Annotated in this window: 21 protein-coding genes; 5 read left to right on the top strand and 16 right to left on the bottom strand. The window is 65.8% G+C overall.

Going from position 1 to position 26,831, the window contains the following annotated elements; translation table 11 throughout:
• Positions 1-51 precede the first annotated feature (51 nt).
• The 3 genes from B3547_RS18080 to phnX are packed head-to-tail and all read left to right on the top strand — an operon-like array spanning position 52 to position 3,192.
• The gene (locus B3547_RS18080) at positions 52-1,296 is read left to right on the top strand and encodes a DUF5690 family protein (protein WP_292965416.1); all 1,245 of its coding nucleotides are present in this window, start codon (positions 52-54) and stop codon (positions 1,294-1,296) included.
• Positions 1,289-2,407 carry a TIGR03364 family FAD-dependent oxidoreductase gene (locus tag B3547_RS18075; protein WP_292965413.1) on the top strand — a complete coding sequence of 373 codons (1,119 nt, stop codon included), beginning with the start codon at positions 1,289-1,291 and terminating at the stop codon, positions 2,405-2,407. Before B3547_RS18080 ends, B3547_RS18075 begins: the two co-directional genes overlap by 8 nt.
• A complete protein-coding gene (phnX, locus tag B3547_RS18070; protein WP_292965410.1) occupies positions 2,404-3,192 on the top strand; it encodes a phosphonoacetaldehyde hydrolase in 789 nt (262 codons plus the stop codon). Before B3547_RS18075 ends, phnX begins: the two co-directional genes overlap by 4 nt.
• Positions 3,193-3,201: 9 nt before the next feature.
• Here phnX and B3547_RS18065 read toward each other — a convergent pair whose 3' ends face one another.
• From B3547_RS18065 to B3547_RS18055, 3 genes are all read right to left on the bottom strand, one after another.
• The gene (locus B3547_RS18065) at positions 3,202-3,942 is read right to left on the bottom strand and encodes a UTRA domain-containing protein (protein WP_124808957.1); all 741 of its coding nucleotides are present in this window, start codon (positions 3,940-3,942) and stop codon (positions 3,202-3,204) included.
• Between the two features lie 98 nt (positions 3,943-4,040).
• On the bottom strand, positions 4,041-5,066 hold the full coding sequence (locus B3547_RS18060; RefSeq protein WP_292965407.1) for an aromatic ring-hydroxylating dioxygenase subunit alpha: 1,026 nt from the start codon (positions 5,064-5,066) through the stop codon (positions 4,041-4,043).
• A gap of 121 nt (positions 5,067-5,187) precedes the next feature.
• Positions 5,188-7,746, bottom strand: coding sequence for a TonB-dependent receptor (locus B3547_RS18055; RefSeq protein WP_292965404.1), 2,559 nt, complete (start codon positions 7,744-7,746; stop codon positions 5,188-5,190).
• Here B3547_RS18055 and B3547_RS18050 point away from each other — a divergent pair.
• A complete protein-coding gene (locus tag B3547_RS18050) occupies positions 7,712-8,875 on the top strand; it encodes a helix-turn-helix transcriptional regulator (RefSeq protein WP_292965401.1) in 1,164 nt (387 codons plus the stop codon). The two genes, B3547_RS18055 and B3547_RS18050, sit on opposite strands and share 35 nt — an antisense overlap.
• Before the next feature lie 172 nt (positions 8,876-9,047).
• Here B3547_RS18050 and B3547_RS18045 read toward each other — a convergent pair whose 3' ends face one another.
• From B3547_RS18045 to B3547_RS17995, 11 genes are read right to left on the bottom strand one after another with little or no spacing between them, the layout of a single operon-like run.
• The gene (locus tag B3547_RS18045) at positions 9,048-10,208 is read right to left on the bottom strand and encodes a CaiB/BaiF CoA transferase family protein (RefSeq protein WP_292965398.1); all 1,161 of its coding nucleotides are present in this window, start codon (positions 10,206-10,208) and stop codon (positions 9,048-9,050) included.
• The gene (locus B3547_RS18040; protein WP_233497279.1) at positions 10,205-11,134 is read right to left on the bottom strand and encodes a hypothetical protein; all 930 of its coding nucleotides are present in this window, start codon (positions 11,132-11,134) and stop codon (positions 10,205-10,207) included. Before B3547_RS18040 ends, B3547_RS18045 begins: the two co-directional genes overlap by 4 nt.
• The gene (dctP, locus tag B3547_RS18035; RefSeq protein ID WP_292965393.1) at positions 11,131-12,162 is read right to left on the bottom strand and encodes a TRAP transporter substrate-binding protein DctP; all 1,032 of its coding nucleotides are present in this window, start codon (positions 12,160-12,162) and stop codon (positions 11,131-11,133) included. The genes B3547_RS18040 and dctP overlap by 4 nt, the downstream gene beginning before the upstream one ends.
• Positions 12,159-13,445 (bottom strand): 2-hydroxyacyl-CoA dehydratase subunit D, encoded by a 1,287-nt coding sequence (locus tag B3547_RS18030; RefSeq protein ID WP_292965391.1) that lies wholly within the window; start codon positions 13,443-13,445, stop codon positions 12,159-12,161. Before B3547_RS18030 ends, dctP begins: the two co-directional genes overlap by 4 nt.
• Positions 13,442-15,526, bottom strand: coding sequence for a CaiB/BaiF CoA-transferase family protein (locus B3547_RS18025; RefSeq protein ID WP_292965388.1), 2,085 nt, complete (start codon positions 15,524-15,526; stop codon positions 13,442-13,444). Before B3547_RS18025 ends, B3547_RS18030 begins: the two co-directional genes overlap by 4 nt.
• Positions 15,523-16,356, bottom strand: a complete 834-nt coding sequence (locus B3547_RS18020; RefSeq protein ID WP_292965385.1) for a hypothetical protein — start codon at positions 16,354-16,356, stop codon at positions 15,523-15,525. Before B3547_RS18020 ends, B3547_RS18025 begins: the two co-directional genes overlap by 4 nt.
• A 56-nt stretch (positions 16,357-16,412) precedes the next feature.
• Complete coding sequence (locus tag B3547_RS18015) at positions 16,413-17,720, bottom strand: TRAP transporter large permease (protein WP_124808912.1); 1,308 nt, start codon at positions 17,718-17,720, stop codon at positions 16,413-16,415.
• Positions 17,720-18,169, bottom strand: a complete 450-nt coding sequence (locus tag B3547_RS18010; RefSeq protein ID WP_292965382.1) for a TRAP transporter small permease — start codon at positions 18,167-18,169, stop codon at positions 17,720-17,722. The genes B3547_RS18015 and B3547_RS18010 overlap by 1 nt, the downstream gene beginning before the upstream one ends.
• Positions 18,166-19,281, bottom strand: coding sequence for a CapA family protein (locus B3547_RS18005; protein WP_292965380.1), 1,116 nt, complete (start codon positions 19,279-19,281; stop codon positions 18,166-18,168). Before B3547_RS18005 ends, B3547_RS18010 begins: the two co-directional genes overlap by 4 nt.
• Before the next feature lie 26 nt (positions 19,282-19,307).
• Positions 19,308-21,992, bottom strand: a complete 2,685-nt coding sequence (locus B3547_RS18000; RefSeq protein ID WP_292965378.1) for a TonB-dependent receptor domain-containing protein — start codon at positions 21,990-21,992, stop codon at positions 19,308-19,310.
• Positions 21,993-22,046: 54 nt separating this feature from the next.
• The gene (locus B3547_RS17995; RefSeq protein WP_292965376.1) at positions 22,047-23,771 is read right to left on the bottom strand and encodes a CocE/NonD family hydrolase; all 1,725 of its coding nucleotides are present in this window, start codon (positions 23,769-23,771) and stop codon (positions 22,047-22,049) included.
• 25 nt (positions 23,772-23,796) lie between these two features.
• Between B3547_RS17995 and B3547_RS17990 the strand changes: the two genes are divergently transcribed.
• Positions 23,797-24,549 carry a GntR family transcriptional regulator gene (locus B3547_RS17990; protein ID WP_292965374.1) on the top strand — a complete coding sequence of 251 codons (753 nt, stop codon included), beginning with the start codon at positions 23,797-23,799 and terminating at the stop codon, positions 24,547-24,549.
• A 32-nt stretch (positions 24,550-24,581) separates the two neighbouring features.
• Here B3547_RS17990 and B3547_RS17985 read toward each other — a convergent pair whose 3' ends face one another.
• Both B3547_RS17985 and B3547_RS17980 read right to left on the bottom strand, forming a co-directional pair.
• Positions 24,582-25,583 carry a LacI family DNA-binding transcriptional regulator gene (locus B3547_RS17985; RefSeq protein WP_292965372.1) on the bottom strand — a complete coding sequence of 334 codons (1,002 nt, stop codon included), beginning with the start codon at positions 25,581-25,583 and terminating at the stop codon, positions 24,582-24,584.
• Between the two features lie 41 nt (positions 25,584-25,624).
• On the bottom strand, positions 25,625-26,806 hold the full coding sequence (locus B3547_RS17980) for a cytochrome P450 (RefSeq protein WP_233497274.1): 1,182 nt from the start codon (positions 26,804-26,806) through the stop codon (positions 25,625-25,627).
• Between the last annotated feature and the right edge of the window lie 25 nt (positions 26,807-26,831).

The following is a 26,831-nucleotide window of genomic DNA, read 5'->3' as shown; positions in this document are numbered from 1 at the left end:
AATCCATCCCCCTCCGATAGCGCGGCCAGCGCGCGTGCCACGGATTGGCCCATGCTGCTGCTGGGCGGACTGGCCGCGTTCAGCGCCTATTTCGCGATGTACGCCTTCCGCAAGCCGATCGCGGCGGCGACCTTCGACGATGTCGGGCTGCATCCGCTGGGGCTGGACTACAAGTCGGCGCTGCTGATCGCGCAGGTCATGGGGTATGCCGTGTCCAAGCTGGTCGGGATCAAGGTCATCGCCGAATTCGGCCGCACCGGCCGCGCCCGCGCCATCGCCGCGCTGATCGGCGCGTCGTGGCTGGCGCTGGTGGGCTTCGCACTGCTGCCCCCGGTCTGGGGCCTGCCCTGCCTGTTCCTCAACGGACTGCCGCTGGGCATGATCTGGGGGCTGGTGTTCAGCTACGTCGAAGGGCGCCGCGTGTCCGAACTGCTGGGGGCGATGCTCTGCGCCAGCTTCATCCTGTCCTCCGGCATGGTCAAGTCGGTGGCGACGCTGCTGATGCAGCACGGCGTGACGGAACGCTGGATGCCAGCGGCGACGGGCGTGCTGTTCGTGCCCGTGCTGCTGGTGGCGCTGTTTATGCTGGAACGGTTGCCGCCCCCTTCGCCCGAGGACGAGGCCGAGCGCACCGCCCGCGTACCGATGAGCAAGGCCGACCGAGCGGCGTTCATGCGCGATCACGGCGTGACCATGGCGCTGCTGGTCAGCGGCTATATCCTGCTCACCGCCTTCCGCGATTTCCGCGATAACTTCGCCGCGGAACTGTGGAATGCGCTCGGCTATTCGGGATCGGCGGCGATCTTCTCGCAAAGCGAATTGCCGGTGGCGGTGATCGCGCTCGCCGGGTTGGGCGCGCTGATGCTGGTGCGGGACAACCTGCGCGCGCTGATCGCCATGCACGGCCTGATCCTGCTGGGCGCGGCGGCGCTGGGGCTGGGCACGCTGGCGTTCCAGGTGGGACTGATCGGACCGTTGGCCTGGATGATCGTGACCGGAGCCGGCGTCTATCTGGCCTATACCCCGTTCAACGCCATGCTGTTCGACCGGATGATCGCGGCGCTGGGCCGCGCCGGCAACGCCGGTTTCCTGATCTACGTGGCGGACGCCTCGGGCTATGTCGGCAGCGTGGCGCTGCTGGTGTGGCGCAACCTCGCTGCCCCACACATGGACTGGCTGCGCTTCACCACCGATTGCGCCTATGCCGCATCGCTGGCGGTCGCGGTTCTGACATGCTGTTCGGCCATGACCTTCGTGCAACGGGCGCGCAGGAGGCATGAGGCGAGCTATGCATGATGTGATCGTGGTAGGTGCGGGGATCGTCGGCCTCGCGCACGCGCTGGCGGCCGCGCGGCGCGGACGGCGCGTGCTGGTGATCGACCGCGATGCGCGGGCCAATGGCGCGTCGATCCGCAATTTCGGCTTCGTCACGGTGACCGGTCAGGAACGCGGCCGGGTGTGGGACCTTGCCCGGCGCAGCGCCGGGATCTGGCGCGAGGTCGCTGGGCCGGCGGGCATCCGCGTGGAGCAGGAAGGCTTGCTCGTGGTGGCGCAGCGGGCCGAGGCGGGCCGCGTGCTCGATGCGTTCATGGAAACCGAAATGGCCGAAGGCTGCCGGCGACTGACGGCAGTGGAAGTCGGCGAACTGTGCCCGCAGGCAAGCGCCCCCGCCGGCGCCCTGCACAGCACGATCGACTTGCGCGTGGAATCGCGCGAGGCGATCCCGCGGCTCGCAGCGTGGCTGGTGGCCGCGCACGGGGTCACCTTCCGCTATGGCGTCGCGGTCGCGCAGGTCGAAAGTGGCCGGGTGATCTGCGCCGACGGCACCGTGCTGGAAGCCGAGGCGGTGTTCGTGTGCCCGGGTGACGATTGGGCGACGCTCTATCCCGCGATCTATGCCGAGGAAGGCATCCGCCGCTGCAAGCTGCAGATGCTGCGCCTTGCCGCCCCCGAATGGCGCCTGCCCTCGCCGGTGATGAGCGATCTCAGCATGGTGCGCTATCTTGGCTATGCCGCGCTGCCCGAAGCGGGGGCCTTGCGCGCCCGGCTGGAACGCGAGGAAGCGAAGGCACTGGGCTGGGGCATCCACCTGATCGCGGTGCAGAGCGCCGATGGCAGCCTCGTCGTGGGGGACAGCCATGATTACGCGCCGACGCCCGATCCCTTTTCCGTGGAAGCGATCGATGCGGCGATGCTGCGCCAGTACGCGGCGGTGCTGGGCGCGCCACCCGCCGTTCTCGAACGCTGGACGGGGACCTATGCCTCCGCCGCCGGCCATTCGATCGTGCGCGCGCCCGCCGAGGGCGTGCGGCTGACCGTGGTTACCAGCGGCACCGGCGCCTCCACCGCCTTCGCGCTGGCCGAGGACGTGGTCGGCGATCTTTTCGACAGTCAGGGGAAAGCATGATGGTTCCGGGCCTTAAAGCGGTGGTGTTCGACTGGGCGGGCACGATGATCGATTTCGGCTGCCGCGCGCCGGTGGTGGCGCTGTGCAAGGTGTTCGAGAACGCCGGCGTGCCGGTGAGCGAGGCGGAAGCGCGCGCCGATATGGGCAAGGCCAAGAGCGACCACATCGCCTCGATCCTCGCCGCGCCGCGCGTCCGCCAGGCCTGGACCGATCGCCACGGCCAGGCGCCCGGCGAAGCGGCGGTCGAGGAACTGTTCGCCGCCGTCGGCCCGATGATGCGCGCGGCGGCCGCCGAATGCGCCGAACTCATCGCCGGCGCGGCCGCTGTGGCGGGCGCCTTGCGCGCGGCGGGCGTCAAGATCGGTTCCTGCACCGGCTATACGCGCGACATGATGGTCGACATCCTGCCGCGCGCGGCGGAACAGGGCTATGCCCCCGATATGCTGGTCTGCGCGGGCGAAACGGCGGAAGGCCGCCCTTCCCCGCTGATGCTGTGGCGCAATCTCGTCGAACTCGGGGTCTGGCCGGCCAGTGCCTGCGTCAAGGTGGACGATGCGGAAGTGGGCATTGCCGAGGGGCTGGCCGCCGGAACCTGGACCGTTGGCATCGCCGCCAGCGGCAACGGTGTCGGCCTTTCGGCGGCGGAACTGGCCGCGCTCGATCCCGCGGACCGCGCGGAACGGATCGCCAGGGCGCGCGCCGGGCTGGAAGCGGCGGGCGCGCACGTGGTGATCGATACCGTGGCCGATCTGCCGGCAGCGCTGGCGCAATTCCGCTTCGGCTAGGGGAACCTGCTAGGGCCGCACGGTCAGGTCCACATGGACCCGGATCGCGTCGTGCCGCCAGTATTCCTGATCGTATTCCACCACGCGGCCCTGCGCATCGAAGCTGGTGCGGACGACGAGCAGGCCGGGCGTTCCCGATTTCACGCCCAGCCCGTCCGCCGCGTCGCGCACCAGCGCGCAGGGGCGCATGTCCACGCGGTTGCGGGTGACGGTGACGCCATAGACCGTAGTGAGGATATGCGTCAGCGACCCGTCCAGCGAATGCGCCAGCAGGTCCGGCGCCAGCGCCGGGTCCACGGTGATGCGCTCGACCAGCACCGGGCGCCCGTCGATCGTGCGGCGACGGTCGATCACGTGCAGCGGCGCGCCGGGCGCCACGCGGAAGATATCGGCCAGCCCTGACGAGGCTGGCACGCTCTGCTTGCTCAACGTCTCGGTGCCGGGCGTTCGGCCCTGTTCGCGGACGTAGGTCATGAACCCCGCCCAGCGTGTCGGGTCATAGGTGACGGCGGGCGGAGAAACATACCAGCCGCTGCGGTCGCGCCGGTAGATCAGCCCTTCGGCTTCCAGCAGGAACAGCGCCTCGCGGATCGTGCCGCGCGCAGTGCCGGTGCCGGTCTGGAACTGGCGCTCGGACGGCAGCCGCGTTCCGGGCTTCAGCCGCCCCATCTCGATGTTGAGCGCGATCTGGTCGCGCAGCGCGATATACTGCGGCCCGTCCGAAGCATCCGGCGCGCGGGTGATGTCCATGAGGTCCGTCCTGGGGCGCATTGGCTACAGCCATGGCAGCACCGGCCGCGCGCGGTCAACGCGGAATGCGGCGTGGTCAGAAATGGCGCCGTCCCGTCTCACCCGTCCTGCGATTGCATCAGCCTTGTGAACAGCGTGATCGCCTTGTCGGCCGATGTGGGCATGACGCGGCGGCCCGGATCGGTATCGATGATGCGCTGTTGCGCCTCGATCATCGTCTTGTCCTCGTTGAACGCCATGATTGCCACGTCGATCATCGCCTGCGCCATGGCTTCATCGCCATGCTCGGCCGCCGGCCCCCAGGAAAAGTAATAGCTCGTCGTGCTTTCGCTGGTGGGAGTCACCGCCTGGCTGGTGAAATTGGCGAACAGCGAAGGCGCTTGCGCCGGGGGTGCATCGTACCCGAACGCCTCCGCGCTGCCGGTCGGGAACAGCGCGCTGTACAGCAGGAATACGCCGGGCAGCACGAAATCGTAGGATGTCCAGATATCGACCCGCTCATGCTCCGCCGCCTTCCCCAGGGGCGGCGTTGGCGGCGTGCCGACGATCCAGCGCGACGAACGCACCCCTTCCGCGATCGGTTCGACCCTGGGGCGGTTGCGCGACCATGCCTCGTCCGCACCAAAGCTGGCCGCATGGACATAGGCCAGATGGGTGAGATCGAGCAGGTTGTCGTTGATCAGTGAATAGTGCGCCCGATAGTGCAGTTCACCGGTCTTCAGCACCCACGCCGGATCGTCCAGCGCTTTCGACGGCGCGATCCGCGAAGGATCGGCACGATCGGGATCGCCCATCCACACCCAGATCCAGTTGTTCCGCTCGACCGCCGGGTACGTCCGCACGCAGGCCGAACCGGGAATGGCATCCTGCCCCGGAATCTCGCGGCAGCGCCCGTCCGCGTCGAACAGCAGGCCGTGATACAGGCAGCGGATCGCGTTCCCTTCGATGCGGCCCAGCGAAAGCGGCGCCAAGCGGTGGACGCAGCGATCCTCCATCGCCACCACGGCCCCCTCCTGCGTGCGCCAGATGACGACGGGTTCGCCCAGCAGCATGCGCTGGGTGGGCTTGCCCGCCTCGAACTGGTGGCTCCACCCCGCGACGTACCAGCAATTGCGGATCAGCATTTTCCATCCCCATTCAACGAAGCGGCCCGCGTGCGGGGCGGTCCGGGAACCTTGCCGGGCAGGCTCCCGGACCCGGCCGCGCAAAGTCTCGCACCGACCCGCGCGGCCGAACCGCACGACCTCAGAACTTCACGCCCACTTTCGCGTACCATTCCGCGGGCCGGCTCCAGGTGCCGTAGATCTGCCCGCCGGAAATCTGCGCCTGCCCGGTCACGATGTAGCGCGTGTTGGTGATGTTGGTGCCGCCCACGGCCAGGTCCCACACGCCCGACGGCGATTGATAGGTCACACTGGCGTTGACGATATCCAGCCCCGGCCGGCGCAGCAGGTAGGTGCGCTCGGTATCGTTCCACAGCGACGAGGTGCGGGTGTAATCGGCCAGCAGCACGACAGCACCGCCGTTGCCAAGCTCCAGCTTGTAGCGCGGCGTCACGTTGAACTTCCACTTGGGCGTCTTGGGAAGAGCCCCGTTCACCACCGTCCCCGCCTGGAACGGGTTCGGCGTGACGATCGCCTGCGGCAGAAGGCTGGTGTAATAGGCATCGGTATAACCGACCGACGCGTTGATCGTGAGCCCGCCCGCGGGCGCGATCGTGGCTTCGGCCTCGAAACCCTTGATCCGCGCGGTGCCGGCGTTCTGGACCGTCGGGCTCACGCCCTGCTGGAAATTGAGCTGGATGCCATCGTAGCGCGTGGTGAAGGCGGCAAGGTTCAGTTGCAGCCGACGATCCAGCCAGGTCGACTTCACGCCGATTTCAAAGCTCTCCGCCTTTTCCTCGTTGAAATCCGGCGCATAGGGCAGCGGGTTGGAAAGGCGCGTGGTCCAGCCGCCGGTCTTGTAGCCGCGCGACCACGAGCCATAGGCCATCACATCATCGGTGGGATGCAACTGGATGCCGACCTTGGGCGCGAAGTTGTTGAACTTCTTCTTTTGCGTTCCGCCCACGTAATAGCGCAGCGGTTCGCCCTGCACGGGGAAGCCCAGCGCGCTCTGGCAGGGATCGCCATAGACCGGGCAATTGAACAGCTTGTAGTTGAACCCGTTGGCGTCGGACTGGCGGCCGATGAAGTCCTTGTCCTCGTGCGTGTAGCGCCCGCCCAGGGTGATGCCGACAAGATCGCTGATGCGCCAGTCGACCTGGCCGAACACCGCATAGTTCTTCGTCTTGAGATCGTTCGGCCCGATGATCTGGAGCAGGCCTTCCGAAAACGTGACGAAGTCCCGCATCTTGCCTTCCTCGCGGAAGTAGTAGCCGCCCAGCACGAAGTTCAGCTTCTTGTCGAGCGCGCTGCCGATCACCTGCACTTCCTGGCTGAACTGGTTCTGCGTCAGCGAGAACGAAGGCTCCAGGATCGCCATCGGGGAATTGTCGAGATCGAGGCCCGACGCCCACTTGATGTTGCGATAGCCGGTGATGGATTTGAGCGCGATCGTGTCGGACAGGTCGTAGTCCATCACGCCGGTGAAGCCATAGACCTTCATGTTGGAGAAGCTGTTGCCCGTGGCGTAGCTGGTATCCTTGTCGGTCGAGACCCAGCGGTTGTCATACGGCAACCGGTTGTTGTTCGGATTGCCGTCGACGTTCACGCTGGCGAGCGGGGGCAGGTTCGCGCCCGGGTTGAGCGGCGTTCCCCGCACCCCACACAAGGCGCCGGCGTTGCGCGCGGCAATCTCGGCGGAAGTGGCGCCGATGCAGAAGTTGTAAAGGCCGGCAAACAGGAAGCCCGAGGTGCCGGTCGCCACGTCCAGCGCGGTGCCGGGGATGTTGTTCGCGGCAAGGCCGGCGAACGGGCCGGGCACGCCCGACGTCACCGCCAGCACCGAATTGGCCATCGAGGACTGGTCGATCTTCATGTAATCGCCGCCCAGCGTCACCTTGAAGCGGTCACTCGCTTCCCACAGCAGCTTGGCGCGGATCGTCCATTCGTGCTGACCGCCCTCGCGATCGGACGTCCGGTAGCCGCTCTGCGGGAGAGAACCCGCCCGGTCGGTGACGTAGGGCGTCGCCGCAGTATAGGGGATGCGCTTCTGGTATCCATCACGGTTCTTGACGGAGAACGTGACCGAACTCTTCAGCGTGTCGCTCAACGGCAGATCGGCATAGCCACGCACGTCGATCCGGTTGTAGCGCCCGGTGGTGACATCGCCCTGGAACGCGGGCTTGTCGCCCGGCGTGCGCGTGACCACGCTGATCGCGCCGCCGATGGTGTTCCGGCCGAACAGCGTGCCCTGCGGCCCCTTGAGCACTTCGATCCGCTCGACATCCGGCAGATCGAGGTTGGCGCCGACCGTCCGTGCCAGATAGACCCCGTCGAGATAGATGCCGACACCCGGATCGATATTCATTGCAAAGTCGTTCGCGCCGATGCCCCGGATGAACGCCGACAGCACGGACGAGGAGCCGGAGAACGGCGTGCCCGCGTCCAGCGTGACGTTGGGTGCCGCATTGGAAAGCTGCGCCACATCGCCCACGGCCCGTTCGCGCAGCGCCGCTCCGCCGAATGCGGAAATCGCGATCGGCACGTCCTGCACGCTTTCCGCACGCTTCTGCGCGGTCACCACGATTTCCTGAATGCCGCCGGCATCGTTTCCGCCCGCGGATCGCCCGCCGGCTTCCTGGGCATGGACAAGGCCCGGCAAGGCCATGGCGACGATACTGACTGCTGACGTGAATCGCATGCGTTCCTCCCCTGCCAGACGCGTTTCGGGGGCGCCGGCTTATGGAGGGAGTTTAGGTCGAGACGGTTGGCAACAAACAGGGCCTGCTGTGCACAAAATACGGGGTGAAACGTGCACTCGTGGCCGGTTTCGACCGATGGCGCCTTCGTGTTATTCCTTTTCCGGGAGAAATCGGGAAAAGCGAGAATACCCGGTGCAAGAATTACTGCACGTCAACACGGCGGATGCGCCCATCGGACAGCGCTGCAGCTTCTGGACAGGGCAGGTCGCCGCGCACCTTTCGAACATGCGCATCGACGTCCGGCGCAAGCTCGATTTCAACGCCAGCATTTCCATCCGCTCGCTCGGCCCTGCGCGGATCGCGCTGGTCGATGCCGATTTCCAGGCCATTTCGCATCGCGCAGACGGCAACGAGAACCGCTTCCACCTCAACCTTGTCCATGAAGGCGGCATGGTGCTGCATCGTTTTGGCGAAAGGATCGAGCTTTCGGCAGGCGATTGGTGCCTGATCGATGAGCGCGAGAGCTACGATTTCACCACATCGGAACGCTGTTCCTGCATCGTGATGCAAATGCCGGTGCCGTGGGCGAAGCGCATCATCCCCGATCCCGGCAAACCCCTGATCGCCAGCAGCACGTGTGAAAATCACTGGAAGACCGCCCTGTCGCACGGCCTGCTCGCGGTCGGCACGCGCGAGATCCGCTACAACGCCGTCGAGGACGGCATGGTTGCGGAACAACTGGCCAATCTCCTGTCGCTGGCACTCGGCCCACGATCGGACATGGTAATCGGCCGGCACAAGACCGCGCTCCTGCGCTCTCTTCGTCAGGTCATGAGCGAGCGCTTCACGGAAAATTCGCTCACCGCCCGCGATGTGGCCGCCGCAAACCGCATTTCCCTGCGCTATCTTCACCAGCTGTTCGCCACACAAAACACGTCATTCGGCCAGCAGCTTCTGGCGCTCAGGCTGCACCGCGCCGAACAGATGCTTGCGGACAGACGGCTCGCCAAGGTTTCGATATCCGAGATCGCTCACGCCGTGGGTTTCGCCGATTCCGCAACGCTGACCCGCCACTTCCGCCTGCACCTTGGCCTTACCCCGCGCGACTATCGCAAATCCAGGGTTTAGGGTTCGTCCGCTCCTGAATATCGAACGCCACCCCCTAAGGTGGAACCGCCATTGATCGTGCCGGTGGCCCGCCACCGGGCGACCGCTTCCGCATCGATGAAAGGCGCGCGGCCGAAAGCATGCATCCTCCATGACCGGGAAATCCGTCGGCTCACGCAGGTATCCATTCCCCTTATTGGGAGGTGCTTTCCAGCCAGGCGAGTATCTCGTCGCGGTTCTCGTCGAGTCTGGGCGGCGGGGCATCGACAGAGGGTTCGCCCGGTACCATGCGGAACCCGACGCCCGGCAGGCGCACATCGCCATCCAGCGGCAACCCCGGGACGGCGAGCGACGCCAGGGCGCCCGGCCCGGCCAGCGCCGAAGCCTCGTCCACCCGGCGCACCACGCCGCACGGTATGCCGGCAGCGTTCATGCCGGCTTCCCAATCCGCCGCATCCCGCGTCGCGATCACGCCGGCCACTTCCGCCTTCATGGCATCGAAGTTTGCACGCCGCGCGTCGTCCGTCGCAAAGCGCGCATCGCGCAGCCATTCTTCCTTACCCACGAAGCGGGCCAGGGCTTCGAACTGGTTCGGCTGCACCACGCCCAGGGAAATCTGACGGCCATCGCGCGCGACAAACAGCGACGCCGTGGGCAATCCGCTGTAACCGGTGTTGCCCATGCGCGACATTGGCTGACCGGTGACGAGATAGGGCGTCAGCGCAGACGTCATGAACGCGAGGCTGGCATCGAACATCGACACATCGATATAGCTGCCACCGCCGCCGCGTTCGCGCTGCATCAGGCCGGACAGGATCGCCAGCGCGGCCGTCTGACCGGTCAGTGTATCCACGATCGGGAACCCCACGCGAACGGGCGGATCGCCTTCCTCGCCGCTCAGCATCATCATCCCGCTGGTCGCCTGGACGATGTTGTCGATCGCCGGCCAATCGCGCTGAGGGCTGTCCTGTCCATAGCCGGATACGGAGCAATAGACGATATCGGGGCGCAGTTCGCGCACCGCATCATAACCGAGTCCCAGCCGCGCGATCACCCCTGGGCGGAAGTTCTCCAGCAGCACATCGCTGCGCGAAACGATGGCGCGGGCAATGCCCAGATCGGCTTCGTCCTTGAGATCGAGCGCGATCGATTTTTTGCCCGCGTTGGCGGCGATGAAGGCGGGCGCCATGCCGTCGAAACGGCGATCCGAGCCGTAGGAACGGAACCCGTCGCCGCGTTTGGGCTCGATCTTTATCACCTCTGCCCCCATCTGCCGCAGCAAGTGGGATGCGTAAGGCCCGGCCATGACGTGGCTGAAATCGGCGATGCGGATGCCCGCAAGCGGCTTGGTCATGGTTTCTCCGGAAATTGCTTGCGAACGACGGTCCAGCCCGTTCCCGCGCAAAGACCGCAGGGATCGCCCGCGAACATCGCGCCGGCGCGCTTGCTGCCCTTCAACTGCCAATCAAGCCAGGCCACCCCGACGCGCGCATATTCGCCCCCGTTGACCATTTGGTACGTGCCGCCATGCCCGGTCGGCAGGTTGCCGTAGAACACGGGAACGTGATCGATGCGATTCACGTCGTCCGTGCCGTTGGGATAGGCGATATCGGTCGGTCCGCCCAGGATATAGGCAACGGGCGTATGCAGCTTGCGCAGATCATCCTTGGTCACGGGAACGCCGCTGATGCCGGTGTTCCCGCGATTATAGACACCGCTGTTCATCACCATGACGGTCTTCACGCGCGGATCCGCGCCGGCGACAATCGCCTGCAATCCGCCGCAACTGTGCCCCATCACCGCGATGCGGGTCGTATCGATCCGCCCCTTGAACGATCCCGCCCGGTCCGCGCGCACGGCCCAGTCGATCGCCGCGACCAGCTGCCCGGCGGTCGTTTCGTCCGGCGTCGGACGCGGCGGCGGGAACGCGACCGGTGGGCCATCGGGCAGCCGATCCAGTGCGGGACTTTCCACACCCGGCGCGCCGTTGGCGATCACGAAATAGCCATGGCTGGCGATCTCGCGCAGGAAATGGCTGGCGGAAAGCCCATTGTTCTTGCACCCGCCGTTCCCCCACAGCACCAGCGGCAAACGCTGGCGCGGAAGGCGGGCCGGGCGGTAGATCGTATAGCCCGGCGCATCGGCGCGGCTTTCCGCGACCGCTGGCCAGGCACCGGCGCCCGCAGGCGCGCCGATAACCCCCGGCCCGTGTGGAGCATCCGCCGCTTGCGCGGACGCCATCGTCGCGACCAGCCCCGCCAGGACGATCAATCGTTTCATGATTTGCCCCCACATTCGATCCGGTCGCGGCCGCGCACGGCGGCGCGCGCGGTGCGAAACGCTCTCATTCCATCAAGGCCAAAACGCGCGAGCGCCCGGGCATTGGCTTCGGAATCCCGCAGATAAAGCGCATCGAAACGCGCCTGTTCGGACGGAGAAACGCCGCTGATCACGACATGCCGCGCGCGCGCCTCCTCCATACCCTTGTCCAGCGCGACACGGATTTCCCGCGCCAGCGCCGCTTCCCATACGGGTTGAGCTTCGGTCAGGATGGCGCGTTCCTCATCCGTCAGCCTGTTCCAGCGCGCAGCCCCCATTGCCCTTGCGGGATAGGCACCGCGCGGGACAGCCAGCGTGTTGTAATACCTGGCCACTTCCGCAAAATGCAAAGCCTTGAAGGTATCGCCTGGCGCGATCACGCCATCAATGACGCCCTTGGCCATGGACGAATAGACATCCGCCATCGGCATGTTGACGGGATCGGCTCCAAGCGATTCCAGCACCGTCAGCAATTCCGTCGGCGCCCGCAAACGCAGGCCGCGCAGATCGGCAAGGCTGCGCACCTGCCGGTTTGTCGTAACGATGCCAGCCAGCGATCCGCCCTGAACCGCCAGAACCTTGAGGCCCTGAAGCTCGCGGCCGATTTCAGGCTCCGCAGCGGCGATGCAGCGATAGAGCGCAACCTGCGATTCCACGCTATCCGCGCCGCTGTAGAAGCCGGTCTGGATGCGCAGCAGATGGGTGCCGCCGCGCGCGTAGATCGGCGTTATCAACCCCACGTCCGCCACACCGTGACGGAGTTCCTCCATCGACATATCCGATGAAAGCAGCGCGCCCGACCAGCTGGGACGAATCCGGATACGGCCGTGCGAGCGCTGCTCCACGAACGCCATCCACGCCTGATCCGCCTTGCTGAACGGATGGTTCGGGCTGTACGGCGTTGCATAGGTCAGCTCGGTCACACCCGGCGAAGCTGGCCGCGCGCAGGCGCTGATCAGCATTGCCAGGGCCAGCACCAGGCGTTTCACGCAAGCCCCCGCGCGACCAGGAAATCGGCAACCAGCGTCACCATGCGGTCGTGATTCCAGTTCTTGGCATCGACCATGTCCGCGTCGATCGAAAGGACGGGGACGCCCGCCGCTTCCAGCGATTGCGCGGTGATCTTCGTGCCCGATTGCGAGAGCCGGTTGTCCGGCGGCAACAGCACGACGCAGGCATCGATCCCGCAGCGCTCCGCCTCGCTGGTCATCCAGCCGTTCATCCACGGCGGAAGGTGCAACACCTCGTTCATCGAGCAGATACGGCTGGCCAGGGCATCCATCGGGCGTCCGTGCAACTCGCGGATATACTGCGGCCCGGCGAACGGCATGTACATGGACCAGACGAACACGGCGCCGAGCCGCTCTTCCAGCGCCTGGTAGAAGCCCGGGTCGTGCCACACCCCGGCACCGATCCACATCAACCGGATCTTCTCATGCGCGGCGGTGCCCGCCCCGCTGGAGATGCGCTCCATCACTTCATCGCGGAAGCGACGAGCATGATCCACCGCCCAGTCCGATCCCCGGTGCCATTGCGGGATCATGGTGTTGGGCATCTGTTCGGCGATGGATACCGGGCACGGACGCGCGCGGCCGATCGCCTGCGCGGCCTCCCAGATATACCCTTCCTGCTCGTTGATCCGCTCCATCAGGTGATGGAGCCTGGCTTCGTCGAACTTGCGGCCGGTGCGATTTTCCAGCAGCGCGATAAGGTCGCGCATCTCGGAAACCATCAGCGCGATGCGGTCGGCATCGTAGATTTCCTGCCAGTCGTTGCGGGAATGCGCGAACCAGCGCGGGTCCTTGTGCTCCCACGCGGGGGCCTCCATCGGGAAGAACTCGCTGCCCAGCGCCTCGGCCCACTGGCCGAAGACGTGCTGGATGCAATCGCAGGTCATCCGCGCGACCAGAACGGTCGGCTTGGGCAACCCGCCCCACGGCGCGGATTTGGGATCGTTGGCCAGCGTGCAAGCAAGGCCCAGCGAACAATACTTGCAGCTGTTCTCCGGAAAGCCATGGCGCGCCATCACTTCGAAGTACTGGTTCGAAAGCTGCTTGGCCGAAATGTAGGCCGACCACCACTGGTTGGTGATGATCGGGATGTCCATCACGTGAAAGATCTCGTGCGGCGTATCGGCCTGGACGATGGCGAAAGGTTCGCCTTCATCCACCACCCGGCGCTTCAGATCGATGCCGAACTGCTTCTGGTAGGCGTTGGCGGCGGCGGTGCAGGCCAGGTCCTTGCGGCTGCGCTGTCCGGTGGCTTGACTCATTGGAATACTCCTGCCGCTTCGAGTTCGGCGATGCGGGCTTCGGACAGGCCGCAAAGGTCACGGGCGATGGCGTGTACGTGTTCGCCCATGCGCGGTGCGCGGAAGGGCGCGGGCCGATCCCGGGAGAACAGGATCGGCGTGGCGATATGGCCAAATGGCCCCAGCAGAGGATGATCCAGCGGCACCAGCGCACCCCGCCCCGCCAGCTGCGGATCGGCATCGATCATGTCCTGGCAATCCTGCACCACGCCGCACGCGATGCCGGCCGCCTGCAGTTCCGCCGCGATCGCCCGATCTTCCCGCACGGACGTCCATGCCGCAATGTCGTTGCCTGCGATCGCCGCCAGCCGCGCCCGGTCCTCTTCCCCAAAAACGGTGATCGCCACCCACCGGTCATCGCCCAGCGCCGGGAACACATCCTGGAACAGCACGCGCGGATCGGCGTTGCCCGCCCGTTGGGGACGTTCGCCACGCTTGGCTGCCGCGAGATAGTCCCGCATCTGCTGCACGCAGATTTCGTACATGGAGGCATCGATATGGCAGCCGAGGCCGGTTTCCCGCCGGTGCTGGAGCGCCGCCGCGACCGAGCCCGCCATCACGAAGGGCACGATCACGTCGCCATAGGGGACGGCCCCCGGGATCACCGGATCGCGATCGGGATAACCCGTCAGGAAGGTGCGCCCGGAAAGCGCGCCACCGGTGCCGTCCACGCCCCATTCCTGCGCCAGCGGGCCGGTCTGGCCGAAGACGCTACCCGATACCATGACGATACCGGGGTTGCGCGCCGCCAGCGCATCGTAGTCGAGGCCCAGCTTCCTCATCGTACCGGGCGAGAAGTTTTCGACGACGACGTCGGCCCAATCGATCAGCGGATCGATCAGTTCGCGCGCCTCCGGCTTTTTCATGTTCAAGGAAACACTGCGCTTGGACGAATTGAGATGCGCGAACCAGGGCTTATCGTCCCAGTTGCCGGCCTGCGATGCCGAAACCTGCACGTCCAGCCGCGCCAGATCGGGCCGCGTGCGGCTTTCGATCTTCACCACCTCGGCGCCGAGATCGCCAAGCGTCTTGGTCGTGATCGAACCCACCAGCGCCCAGGCGAAATCCAGCACGCGCACGCCCGCAAGCGGACCGGGGCGAATGCCGGCATGGACGGCGGGCGCCGCTGGCGTGGTCCCCGGACGGAACGTCGCAAAGCGGTCGGGCAATCCCGATGGCGTGTCAAAGAAGGAGCGCGCGGCAAGATGGGGATCGGCCAGCACATCCGCCGGCTCGTTCGCCACGCACGCGTTGATGCCGCGCCGCAGCCCCTCGATGGCGATTTCCCGCTTCGTGCGCGAACGGAAGAACGCGTCGATCGCGGCTTCCCAGATCGCCCGCGTTTCCGCTGGCAGCGTCGAACGGTTGTACGCCAGCCAGTCCGTGCCGCGCAGCGGATTTGGCATACCGGCATCGTCGATCCAGTCGGACAGCGCCTGGTTGGCGGGCGCGCCCAGCCGCCCCGTCATCAGCGAATGGAAGCACCAGCCGTCCGCCAGCCGCCAGATCGCGCGGACAGTGGCCTGGCCATAGGCCAGCGCTCCACCAACGCGCGCAAGCTTGCGCCGGTCGAATTGCCAGCACAGCACGCCGTTGAAATTGCGGCTGAACGCGACCTGCTGGATCGAGACATCGACATGCTGCCCCTTGCCGTGCGTGCCGCGTGCATAATGCGCGGCCATCGCGCCCGATGCCGCAACCATGTCGGCGTGGAAGGTGCAAGCGTCGCCCGCCTCTTTCACCGGCGGCAGCCCCGGCTCTCCGGTAACGCGCAAAGCGCCGCCCATTGCCGAGGCAACCAGCTCCCCACCCTTCCAGCGGGAGCGCGGGCCGCCGGACCCGAAAGGCGTGACCGACACGTGAATGGCCGCGTCCGGCACGGCAACGCCAGCCAGCCCTTCCAGCCCGATGTCATCGATCACGAACGAGGCGCCTTCGACCGCGCCGCCAAGCTCGGCCCCCAGAGAGACCAGGAACCGTGCGAGAGGGCGTTCCGCCATGCCGCCGAGCACGGCGACACGATGGCCAGCAAGCGGTATCATGCGGCGCCTCCCTGCAGGAAAGCGGCGATCTCGGCCTCCACGCCATCGTTCGCGCGCCAATCGCGCCGCGTCAGGATCAGCGCGGGAATATCGATCCTTGCCAGGACATCGCGCTGCGCGGGCAGATGCCAGACGCGGGCATCGTCCTCTTCGGCGAACCAAAGCACCGCCGCCAATGCGCCGCATTCGTCCGCCTGCGCTTCCAGCGCCTGCGCGCGATCGAAAAACGCCCGCACATCCGCGCGCCTCGCGTGAAGCTGACGAGCAAGCGCGGCGAACGGATCGCCAGTGCCTTCCTCGACCGGCGGCCCCGGGTCCGCCCACGCATCGCCCAGCGTTTCACCGGCCGCGATCCAGCCGGCGCGTTCGACCATGCCATGCAGCCGGCGATCCGGGGGCGGCGTACCCGCGATCAGGCAGACCCGCCCGGGCTGCGCATCCGCCGCAGCAGTCGCATTCGCCCGGCGAACGTTGGTTTCCGCGATGCCCCGCTCAAGCGCGATCTCACCGACGCCAAGACGCTCGGCCAGCTTGCGCACGCTGGCAACCATGTGCTGTGCGCTGCTGGCACGTCCGATCTTGGCGACATCGAAGATCAACGGTTCGGGGCCGCCGACCTCGCCGAGCCGGCGCAGCTCGCTGATGTAGTAGTAAAGGCGCTGCGCGCCATCGTCGGCACGGGAAAACACCACGGCATCCAGGTGGTCGAGCCGGCCATCCAGCCAGTCTTGCAGGACGGAATAGGTCCAGCGCGGAAACTTGCTCTCCAGCCAGCGGTCTGCGGCGGGCGTTTCGCGGTCGATGTCCCAGGGAAGCAAACCGGCATGCACGCCTGTGGCGGCAAGCAGGTCTTGCGGCAAATCCGGGCCGAGTGATGCAATCATGGTCATTGTCCGAAAAGGCCCGGCAGCCACAGGGCCATCGCGGGAAACAGGATCAGAAGAAGAAGATGGACCAGGTCGCTGGCGAGAAACGGCATCACCCCCTTGAAGATGCGGTTGATGCTGACGTCCTTGGCAACGCCCTGGATCACGTAGAGATTCATGCCGAGCGGCGGATGAACGAAGCCGATTTCCATCGCGCGGGTGATGAAGATGCCAAACCAGATCGGCGACATGCCCACGCTTTCCACCACGGGCAAAAGGATCGGCGTGGTCAACAGCATCAGCGCCAGGCCATCGAGCACGGAGCCCAGCAGAAGCAGCAACCCCGCCACGACGATCAGCGTCGGTATCGTGCCCAGGGCAAGGCCGGTTACCCAATGGCCGACGGCGTCGGTAAGGCCCGTCACGCTGATGAACGTCGAGAAGACGAGCGCGCCGATGATGACCAGAAAGATCAGACCGCTGGTCCGCAGCGTTTCGGAAAAGGCGCGGAACAGCACTTCGCGCGTCAGGCGCCCCCGCCAGGCCGTGATTGCCAGAGCGCCAACCGTGCCGATCGACGAGGCTTCGGACGGGCTGAACCACCCCAGCACGATCCCGCCCAGCACAAGGCACAACAACCCGAGCATGTCCGCGATGCGCAGCATGGCCTGCCCGCGTTCGCGCCAGGTCGCCCGCTCGCTCGCCGGGGCGATCGAAGGCCGCCAGCGGACCAGCAACCAGACGACGAGGCAATAGAACAGCATCTGCGAGATGCCGGGAATCAGCGTTGCCGTGAACAGCTTCCCCACGGACTGTTCCGCGATGATGCCATAGACAATCAGCGCGCCGGACGGCGGAAGCATCTGGCCCAGCGTGCCCCCTGCCGCGACCGTTCCCGTGGCGAGCGCGTCCGAATAGCCGCGCTGGCGCATTTCCGGCAGGGCCACCAGCCCGATCGTGGCGGCGGTGGCAAGGCTCGATCCGTTGATCGCACCAAACCCCGCGCACCCGCCGATCGAGGCATAGGCAAGTCCGCCACGTCTGTGCCCGACCAGCTTGGCCGCGGCATCGAACAGGTCGCGGCTGGCATTGGCCGAAAAGAACAGATGCGCCATCAGCATGAACAACGGCAGCGTGCCCAGTTCGTAGCGTGTCAACGTTTCCACCACGATCACGCCGGCCTTGATCAGCGCGGGTTCGAAGCCCAGCGCAACGATCAACCCGCCGGCGCCGACAAGCCCCAGCGACACGCCGATCGGCACACCCGAAATCAGCAACGCGAACAGCAGGACAAGGCCGATCAGGCCGGTTTCAGGCGTGGCGAACATCAGCGCTTGCGCTCCACCAGTTGACGCGCAAGCAGGACAAGCACGGCGACAAGACCCGCGTTGAGGAACATCCTCAGCCAGCGCCACGGCACGCCGAGCAGTTCGCTCACTTCCTGGCTGCCCCACAAATCGCTGGCGAGCCACGCGGACCCCCAAAGAAGAGCGGCATAGAACGCCATCGTCAGCAATATCGAAAGGCGTTCGACGAGATGCGCTCCGCCGGGCTTCAGCCGGTCCAGCACAAGGTGAACGCGCGCGTGATTGCGCGCCAGCGTTGCGGAAACGAGCGCCAGCGTCCCAGCTACCAGCACGCCCACCTGCACAAGCTCGATCGCGCCTTTCAGCGGCAGGCCGGTGTGGCGTCCGATCACGGACAACAGATTGAGCCCGGCCGCCGCGATCAGCGCGGTGCCGCCGGTCCAGATCATGATGCGCGCAAGAACATTCATGCCGCTACCTCTTGCACGCGCCCATCGGCATCGATCCGGATACCGGGCATCCCCGCATCGCGCGTTATGCCATCGACGTAGGCGCGTATTTCTGCGGCCCGATCCGGCGGCGCCAGAACCGGCCGCCCCGGCGCTTCGACATCGACCGGGATGATCGCCGGCACGATGGCGCCATCCGCGCCCCAATCTATCCGTCCCAGGAACGCGTTCACCGCCTGCGGGTGAAACGGCGCCAGCGTATAGGCCGGATCGGGTTCGAAACCGAACAGCGCCTTGCGCCGCTGCGCCCATTCGCGGCGGGCCGGATGATCCTGCGCCGGGCTAAGCGCGCGGGTGACGACACACCCGTTGCCAAGGCCGTGAAAGATCGGCTTCCCGCGATAGAATTCGATGCCACGCACGATATGCGCATGGTGACCGATCACGACATCCGCCCCGGCGTCGATCGCCGCATGCGACACGGCGCGTTCGTAGGGGGCCAGCCGCGCGGGCGTATGGACGATGCCCTTGTGCAGCGCCACCAGCACCAGATCGGCCACGGTGCGCGCGCGGGCAATGTCCTCGCGCAGGATCGCCACCGCCGCGTCGGTCAACGCGACGAGGTTCGCAGCGGGCGCGACCGGGCTTCCGTCCGCCGTTTCGATCGGCAACCACGCGCAGCCAGCCCGGTCCGGGCCGGCCCAGGCGCTTTCGGGACCGACGCAATTGTAGCTGAGCAACGCGATGCGCCGACCGCTACGGTCCACCACGGCCGGCTCGCGCGCTTCGGCCAGTGTCAGCCCCGCCCCGGCATGGGCGATGCCGTGCGCATCAAGCCCGGCAATGGTATCGGCTATGCCTTCGGCACCGCAGTCGGCGATATGATTGCCGGCAAGGCTGACCATGGAGAACCCCGCCCCGGCGATCGCCGCGATATTTTCGGGCGGCGCGCCGGGCGCCGGGACATCCCCCTTCATCTCGGCTCCGCGCGCGGTGTGTGGCACTTCCAGATGACCGATGGCGAGATCGGCGGCGCGAACCGCAGGCGCGATTCCGTCGAGCCAGTAGGGTGCGTCCGGTTCATCAAGAACGAGATCGCCCGCCAGCACGATGGAGATCGCCTCCCGGTTCACGCCGCCTTCCCCCCTCATCGCGATCGTCAGAACGCCTTGCGGACGCTGATCGCGAACAGCCGGCCGATCGGATCGGCGGCCGTGGCGTCATACCCGCCGCTGCCGTTGCCGCTGGGCGCCAGGTTCACATAGGGCGGCTTCTGATCGAACGCGTTGCGCATTTCAAAGCCCAGAGTCATGCCCTTGTCAAAGAACCCCGTCGCGTTCTGATCGCCGATGCGCCAGCTGATCGAAAGATCGACCGGCGTGAAGCTCCCCACCGACTGCACGGGCACCGCGAGGTTGTTCTTGTACCCCCCGACGTGCGTGATCAGCACGCGCGCGCTGACCGGGCCGTGATCCCACAGGATGCTGGCGCGCGCCTTGAACTTGAGCGGATTGAAAATCACGTTCAGGCGATCGACTAGCGGCGCCGTGGGCGTGACGGCGACGCGATATTTGGTGAGATAGGTTCCCGACACGTTGAACGTCAGCGTATCCCTGTCGGAAACGTCCTTGGTCCAGGTGCCGGTAAAATCGATGCCCCGGGTAATCGAAACGCCAAGGTTCTGGCTGCGCCCGTCCACGTACAGAGTGACGTTCGCAGGGTTGCCGCCGGGAAACGATCCGCTGGCCAGCGCCACGCCTTGCGCCAGCAACTGCTGAACCCGGGCGGCGGCGGCGGCATCGCGAAGGATGATGTTGGTGCCGGCATACTGCGCCTCGTTACCCAGAATGGTCAGGTTCGACAGGTTGGCAAGCACCTGGTTGCGATAGTTCACATCCCAGTACGTGATGCCGAAGTGCAGCGTCGGGGTGGGATCGAAATCGGCGCCGATGGACCAGGTGGTTGCCGTTTCAGGCTTCAGGTTAAGATTGGGGCCGGACAGCGCATAGCCCTGCAACGGCGCTCCGCCGGCCGGGTTCTGATAGCTCTGGCCGAACAGGTTGTTGGAGTTGCCGTAGATTTCGGGGATCGTCGGCGCACGGAACGACGTGCCATAGCTGCCGCGCAGTTTCAGGCCCCGCACCGGCTCCCAATTGATCCCGAACTTGGGATTGGTGGTGCCGCCGACATCGCTGTACTTGTCGTAACGCACCGCGGCATTGAGTTCGAGCCGTTCAAACCCGGGCATCGCGTTGGCCGCGCCGAAGACCGGCACGAACAGTTCGCCATAGACCGAATCGACCTTGCGTCCAAAATTGCGGAACACGATCGGCGTGGTCGGAGCGCCGCGAGCCGATCCCAGCCCCACGGTGAAATCCTGCCTTTCGTAACCGCCTGCCAACTTCACTTCACCACCGGGCAGCGCGAACAGCGGCCCGTTGATGCGCCCTTCATACGTCTTCAACCGCCCGTTGGTCGGCGCGAGGAAGATCTGGTTGGCAAGGACAGCGCGGACCGCCGCGCTCGTGCGCCCCAGGCCATAGGGATCGAACGCGGTGGCCGGATCGCTGCTGGCCAGCGCGGCCGTCAGCGCGCCATTGTTCAGCCCGAAGTAGGAGCCGGAGAAATCGTGCGTCTTGCCATAGCCGAACAGTGCCTCGACTTCCCAGTTGTGCGGCAGCTTTGCCTTGATGCCGGGCGTGATCTGCCAGCTTTCGGCATAGCCGAACGAATCGTTGGTCGGCAGGTCGTTGCGGAAGTTGTAGTCCAGCGTGTAGCTGGTGCCGGTGAAGCCAGCCGGGCGCACAAAGAACGCGTTGGTCTGCGGAACCGTTATGCGGGCGTTGGTGAACCCGGACTTCCGGTAGAAATCGCGCTTGGAATAGAATCCGTCGTAAAAGACGCTCAACCAGTCGGTAAGGTCGTACCGCCCGGTGCTGTTCACGGAATCATACTTCTGCCGCGGCGCCAAGTCCTGGTTGGTCAGTTCGTCGCACTTGTTGAGCGTCCCTGCGACAAGCGCACCCGCGGTCGCCTGCGTCACGCCCGCCGCCGGTATCGCGTAAGTTGTGCCGTTCGCGTTGATATTGCCCGGCGCGCAGCGCGCGATGCGGTAATCCGCGCCACCGAACGGAGTCTGGTTGTTGGTGAAGAACGAACGGTTGTCGCCGCTCAGGTTGGAGCGTTCGACATGTTCGTAAGCCACCATGATCTGGCCGCGCTCGAACACCTTGCCCAGCGCCGCACCCAGCGAATATTCGTGAAAATCGCCGCGACCGCCGATGCCCGCACGCGCGAACACCTCGCCTCCATCCAGCGACCGGCGCGGAATGAGGTTCACCACGCCGGCAACCGCATCGGAACCGTAGATCGCCGATGCGCCGTCCGCCACGACCTCGACCCGTTCGACGCCCAGCGAAGGCAGGACGGAAGGATCGATCGATCGGCTGTTGTTGGTCACCCGGTGGCCATCGATCATCACCAGCGTCGCATAGGGGCCGATGCCGCGCAGGTTGACCGAGTTACCGTAAGTGATGTTGCCGCTGCCGCCGGACTGGCCGCGCGAATTCTCCGAAACGCCCAGATCGAATACCTGCGGTATTTCCTTGACCATAAGATCGACCGTTACCGCGCTGGACGCCTCGATTTCCTTCCGCCCCAGGGTGGTGACGGTGGACCCCACGGGCGCCTCGCCGCGCACGCGGCTGCCGGTGACGATGATTTCGGCGCTGCTCGGTTCGTCCTGCGCGGCGTCCTGCGCCACTGCGGGCACTGCCGCGATCGCCAGGCCACAGCTGCCGATACAGAACGCTGTCCGCAAACGCGTGATCTTATTGCCCTTCATGTTGACTTACTCCTTCCCCGCGGCCGACTGCGCGGCCTTTCCTTCCAATGATGCTCAATCGGCGACTGGCAGGTCGATCCACGACGTCCCGCGCCCGCCGCGTTCGACGGCGATGACGGGCGCTGGCGTCTGCATGATCTGCTTGAGATTGCGCTGGCGCGGATCCGCGCCGGCGATCGTCACGCGCAACCGCGCGCCGGCCGGCACGATCCGGGAAACCGGTGTAAGGTCGATCGCCAGATCGGCCTGCTGCCCCTCCGGCAGCGGCGCCACGTCGCGCTGCAGGCCGGAATGCCACGGCAGGCCCAGCGTGTTGTAAGGGGCGGCGGCCAGCTTGCGGTGTGACAGCGCCAGCCGGCCGAACGAGACGACCTCGACCTTGCCGTCAGCGGCCACTTCATCCAGATAGACGAACACGTTGGCATCCGGCTTGTCGGCCGAAACCTTCAGGCGCACCACCGGATAGCCGACCAGCTTCATCGCACGGGTCAAAGGTGCGCTGGTGTAGCTCAGTCCCTTGTCATCCATGGGCCTGGCCCAGAACGCGAAGTAGTCCGGGTCGGGCAGGTCATAGCGCACCGTGAAGCGATCGGTGCCGCGATTGGCCGGCGTGGAAGCCAGCACGCCATCGTTGACCGACCGGGCAGAGCCGCTTCGGCCGCCGTCCAGGAACCATGAGACGGGCTTGACGCCCTCGCCCGGCAAGGACCGGGAACGGACATACCCGCCCTTCCCCTCCAGGCCTTCCACCCAGTAGGTCGCGCGCGGCTCGCGCTCGATGCCGTTGTCGACGCCCTTGAGGTAGTGGTCGAAGTAGCGGCGGACTTCGCCGGTGAAATCGAACCCCGGCGGCGGCACGCAATGACTGCCGGGACCAGCCAGGAACTTCGCGCCGGGGAGATTGGCCGCGCTCAGAATCGATTGCGCGGTCGGTTCGTCCTGCCAGTTGCTCCAGAAGTAGGTGGCGATACCGGCCCGGCGGATGGCGCCCATATAGTTGTAGACGCTGGCTTCGTTCCAGAAGGCATTGCCGGTCAGCGGCGAAACACTGTCGCGATAGGGCATGCCATACCACAAGGCCGCCATCGGCGTATTGGCCGCATGCTGGGCGACGGCGGCCTTCAATTGCATGCCGTTGGCGTCGGCATCGACCGGGACGCTTGCCAGATCCTCGCTCAGCGGTTCGTCCGGCCGCGTGTTGAACTGCGCGGTTATGCCGCCTCGCTTGACGAACGCATACTTGTCGAGATCCGAGGCGCCGATGAAAACCGCCTTGAGCGATGGCGGCGCCGTGGTGGCGGTGTGAAACGTAGCCCCGCCCAGATACGAACAGCCGATCATGCCGACCTTGCCCGTGGAGAACGGCTGGCGCGCCAGCCATTCGACCAGATCGTACCCGTCCCGGGCTTCCGTCCGGTCCTGGAAACCGTGGCGGCTGCCGAAAGACGCGCCCTTGCCGCGGATGTCGGCCACGGCGACGACATAGCCCGCCGCGATGAGCGACCGGAGCGCCATCCGATCATTCAACGCCACCTCGTTGACCTTGCCGTCCTGTCCGACGAAGCGGGCACGGTATGGCGTGAACACGAAAATCACCGGTAGCGGAGCACTTTCCACCCCGCCGCCGCCCGCCGGACGATAGATGTTCACGGCAAGGCGCGTGCCATCGCGAACGGGCACATAAAGCGAGTTGCGCTGTACGTCAGGATAGTCGGCAGCGTTGCCGGGCACCGCAATTGCGGCTGCTGCCACCACCGCTACCCACCGAATCGCCTGCATGGCGCCTCTCCAAATTGTTGACAATTTGATCGGCGATCCCGACGCCGCAGGCAACGGAAAAATCGATCACAATATTGTTGACAATATTGTCCGGGGTTGGAAAACGACGAATATGGTTGAAAATCCGTCTCTCCGGGCCCCCACCGGGTCCGAAATCGCCGACTGGGTCCGGGATCGCATCCGGGCTGGCCGTTTCGTCCCCGGCCAGCGGCTCGTGGAAGTCGACATCATCCGGCAGACCGGCGCCAGCCGATCGAAAGTGCGCGAGGCCTTGCAGCGGCTGGAAGGCGAAGGCCTGGTCCAGATCGAGGAATTTCGCGGGGCGTCGGTCAAGAATGCCAGTCTGGAAGAAGTACGCCAGATCTATCGCGCGCGCGTCGCGCTGGAAGGCATTTGCGCCGGCGATTTCGCGCGACAGGCAACGCCGGAGCAGAAAGAGCGGCTGTGCGCCGTTCAGGATGCCCTCGACCGCTGCGTGGAGGATCGGGCGCCCGAACGCTTCGGACGGCTGAACGTGGAATGGCACCGGCTGATCGTCGAAGGTTCCGGCAATTCGGTGATTGCCGACCTTCTCCAGCGATTGAACGTGCCCATCCATCGCCTGCTGTTCGAAAGCTTTTACGACGACGAACGTCTGCGCACCGCGAATGCGGACCACCAGAACATGGTGAAACTGCTGCTTGCCGGGGATGCGGATGCCAGCGAACAGGCCATGCGCAGGCATATCGAGGACGGCTTCGTCACGCTTTCCAAGATCGAAAGCGAATTTTACCGGTAGGCGCGGCGACGCGGCCCTGCCCCCCTCCGCCTTCAGGCGCTTTCGCGGGCGATCAGGCGAAATCCCACGTCGATCCAGCGTTCCCGCAATGGCTCGCCGCTGCCATGCTTGCGGATCGCGGCGATGGCTTCGCGCGCGATCCGCGCGCCATCGACTTCGACCGACGTGATCGTCGGCCGCATTTCCCCCGCGATCGAACTGTTGCCGAAACCCACCACGGCAATATCCTCGGGCACGCGCAATCCGGCCGCCATTGCCTCGACGATGATTCCCTGCGCCAGATAGTCCGAACCGCAAACCACCACGTCGGGCATGTCCGGCAAGCGCCGGATTTCGGCGAAGATGCGGCGCGCATGACCAAACCGCGAAGGAACCTCCACGCTCGATTCCGTGAGAGCGATGCCCTCGGCGGCCGGCCATTCGGCGAAAAAGCCATCGCGCCGCATCTGCGCGCGCGTGCCGCTGGCCGTCACCAGATGCGGCCGGCGGTAACCGCGCGACATCAGGAAGCGCGCCACATCGCGCCCCGCCGCCTCGTGCGAGAAGCCGACCGCAAGGCCGATGGGCTCTTTGGGCAGATCCCACACTTCGATGAACAACGCGGGCGACCGGCGGACCATCGCTTCGACTTCGGGCGTGACCGGGCCGGTAAAGATGATCGCATCCACCCTGCGGCTCAACGCCGCGCGAATGAGATCCTCGGTGCGCCGGGCCGACACGCCCGTAAGCCCGAGCATGACGGTGGTGCTCGCTCCCGACAGTTCTTCCACCATCGATTGGATCGTGTCGTTGAAAATCGAGTCCGTCAGGTAAGGGATCAGCACCGCGACCATTTTCGACTTGCTGGACGCAAGCCCCCCGGCGAGCAGGTTGGGAATATAGCCGGTGGCGGCGATCGCCGCGCGGATGCGGTCGGCGGTCGCGGGCGCAACCACCGACGGATTGTTCACGAAGCGGCTGACGGTAGCCGTCGAAACCCCGGCATGCGCGGCGACATCGTCTAGCGTGGGTGATCGGCCGGGAACGTCGTTCATCCGCCTTGCCTAGCCCGCCCCGCCCCCGGTGCGCAATCGCGTTACGCGAAGCGCAAGGGAACGGAAAGCGCACCGATTTCCGGCCAGCGGCTCACGGTTACCGGACCATCGAGCGAAAAGCTGTTCGTCGCACCGAGGATCTCCTCCAGCGCCACGCGCAGCTGCATCCGGCCAAGGTGCACGCCGGGGCAATTGTGCGGACCCCGCCCGAAGGCGAGGTGCTGGGCGATGTTGGGCCTGTCGAGGATGAACGTATCGCCTTGGGGGAACACCTCCTCGTCCCGGTTGGCGGAAGCATAGACGAGCGCGATGGCCTCGTTTGCCGGAATCGTCCGTCCGCCCATTTCCACGTCGCACACGGCGGTGCGCGCAAAGCCGCGATAGGGTGTGTAAAGGCGCAGGAATTCCTCGATCGCGGCCGGAATCAGCGAAGGGTCCGCCCGCAATTGCTGCTGCAACTCCGGGTCCCGCGAAAGATGGACGCAGATGTTGCCGATCATCACCATCGGCGCGACCATGCCGACCACCAGAACCTGACGCACCGTGCCGACCAGCAGTTCCTCGGGGAAAGGCTCACCCTCGTGCCGCGCGGCCAGCAGCGCGCTCGTCGGGTCGATTTCGGGGTCCTGCGGCTGCTCGCGCCGGATGGCGATCAGCCCGCGCGCCATTTCATACAGGCGCAAGCTGGTTTCCTTCATCCGCTCCGGCGTGTTGGAATGGACCGCCAGGATGAAGGCCCGGCCCGCGTCATGCAGGGTATCGAGCCAGGCATCGGGCATGCGCATCCATTCGCCAAAGATATGGACCGGCAGATAGCTGGAAAATTCGACGCAGATGTCGCCGCCACCCTTCGCGACCATGGGGGTCAGCAGCCGCTGTGCCAGCGCCCGCGCCTTGTCCGCGTAGGCTTCCGATTTTTCCAGCGAAAGCAGTGGATTAAGAGCCTTGCGATAGGGCGTGTGCTCGGGCGGGTCGAGGTGAAGCGGCGGCCGGCGGCCCGTGTACGCCACCTTGGGCACCACGTTCTGCACAGAAGTGATGAACGTGGAAGAATCCGAGGCCGCACGCTTGACATCGTCATAACGCGTCAACGCCCAGAAACCACCCAGGCCATCGGTGTGCGCCACCGGACATTCCCGTCGCAAACGCGCATATTCGCGATGCGCGCTGTCGAAGTCCTCGGGCTTTTCTGGATCGAAATCCTGCGGAACGGTGGTTTTCATGGCGCGATGCATAAGTATCGACGAA

It is taken from the genome of Novosphingobium sp. UBA1939 (assembly GCF_002336885.1).
In the GTDB taxonomy this organism is placed as follows: Bacteria; Pseudomonadota; Alphaproteobacteria; order Sphingomonadales; family Sphingomonadaceae; genus Novosphingobium.
The sequence above is the reverse complement of the archived record's forward strand: the minus strand, read 5'-3'. Positions and strand labels throughout refer to the sequence as shown.

Bases quoted from the DNA above. Each gene is read 5' to 3' on its own strand.
- B3547_RS18040 (WP_233497279.1), bottom strand. From the start codon at position 11,134: ATGAAACGATTGATCGTCCTGGCGGGGCTGGTCGCGACGATGGCGTCC.
- B3547_RS17985 (WP_292965372.1), bottom strand. From the start codon at position 25,583: ATGAACGACGTTCCCGGCCGATCACCCACGCTAGACGATGTCGCCGCG.
- B3547_RS18060 (WP_292965407.1), bottom strand. From the start codon at position 5,066: ATGCTGATCCGCAATTGCTGGTACGTCGCGGGGTGGAGCCACCAGTTC.
- B3547_RS18080 (WP_292965416.1), top strand. From the start codon at position 52: ATGCTGCTGCTGGGCGGACTGGCCGCGTTCAGCGCCTATTTCGCGATG.
- B3547_RS18055 (WP_292965404.1), bottom strand. From the start codon at position 7,746: ATGCGATTCACGTCAGCAGTCAGTATCGTCGCCATGGCCTTGCCGGGC.
- B3547_RS18045 (WP_292965398.1), bottom strand. From the start codon at position 10,208: ATGACCAAGCCGCTTGCGGGCATCCGCATCGCCGATTTCAGCCACGTC.
- B3547_RS18030 (WP_292965391.1), bottom strand. From the start codon at position 13,445: ATGAGTCAAGCCACCGGACAGCGCAGCCGCAAGGACCTGGCCTGCACC.
- B3547_RS18000 (WP_292965378.1), bottom strand. From the start codon at position 21,992: ATGAAGGGCAATAAGATCACGCGTTTGCGGACAGCGTTCTGTATCGGC.
- phnX (WP_292965410.1), top strand. From the start codon at position 2,404: ATGATGGTTCCGGGCCTTAAAGCGGTGGTGTTCGACTGGGCGGGCACG.
- B3547_RS18065 (WP_124808957.1), bottom strand. From the start codon at position 3,942: ATGGACATCACCCGCGCGCCGGATGCTTCGGACGGGCCGCAGTATATC.
- B3547_RS18050 (WP_292965401.1), top strand. From the start codon at position 7,712: ATGGCGACGATACTGACTGCTGACGTGAATCGCATGCGTTCCTCCCCT.
- B3547_RS18025 (WP_292965388.1), bottom strand. From the start codon at position 15,526: ATGATACCGCTTGCTGGCCATCGTGTCGCCGTGCTCGGCGGCATGGCG.
- B3547_RS18075 (WP_292965413.1), top strand. From the start codon at position 1,289: ATGCATGATGTGATCGTGGTAGGTGCGGGGATCGTCGGCCTCGCGCAC.
- B3547_RS18010 (WP_292965382.1), bottom strand. From the start codon at position 18,169: ATGAATGTTCTTGCGCGCATCATGATCTGGACCGGCGGCACCGCGCTG.
- B3547_RS17980 (WP_233497274.1), bottom strand. From the start codon at position 26,806: ATGAAAACCACCGTTCCGCAGGATTTCGATCCAGAAAAGCCCGAGGAC.
- B3547_RS17995 (WP_292965376.1), bottom strand. From the start codon at position 23,771: ATGCAGGCGATTCGGTGGGTAGCGGTGGTGGCAGCAGCCGCAATTGCG.
- B3547_RS18015 (WP_124808912.1), bottom strand. From the start codon at position 17,720: ATGTTCGCCACGCCTGAAACCGGCCTGATCGGCCTTGTCCTGCTGTTC.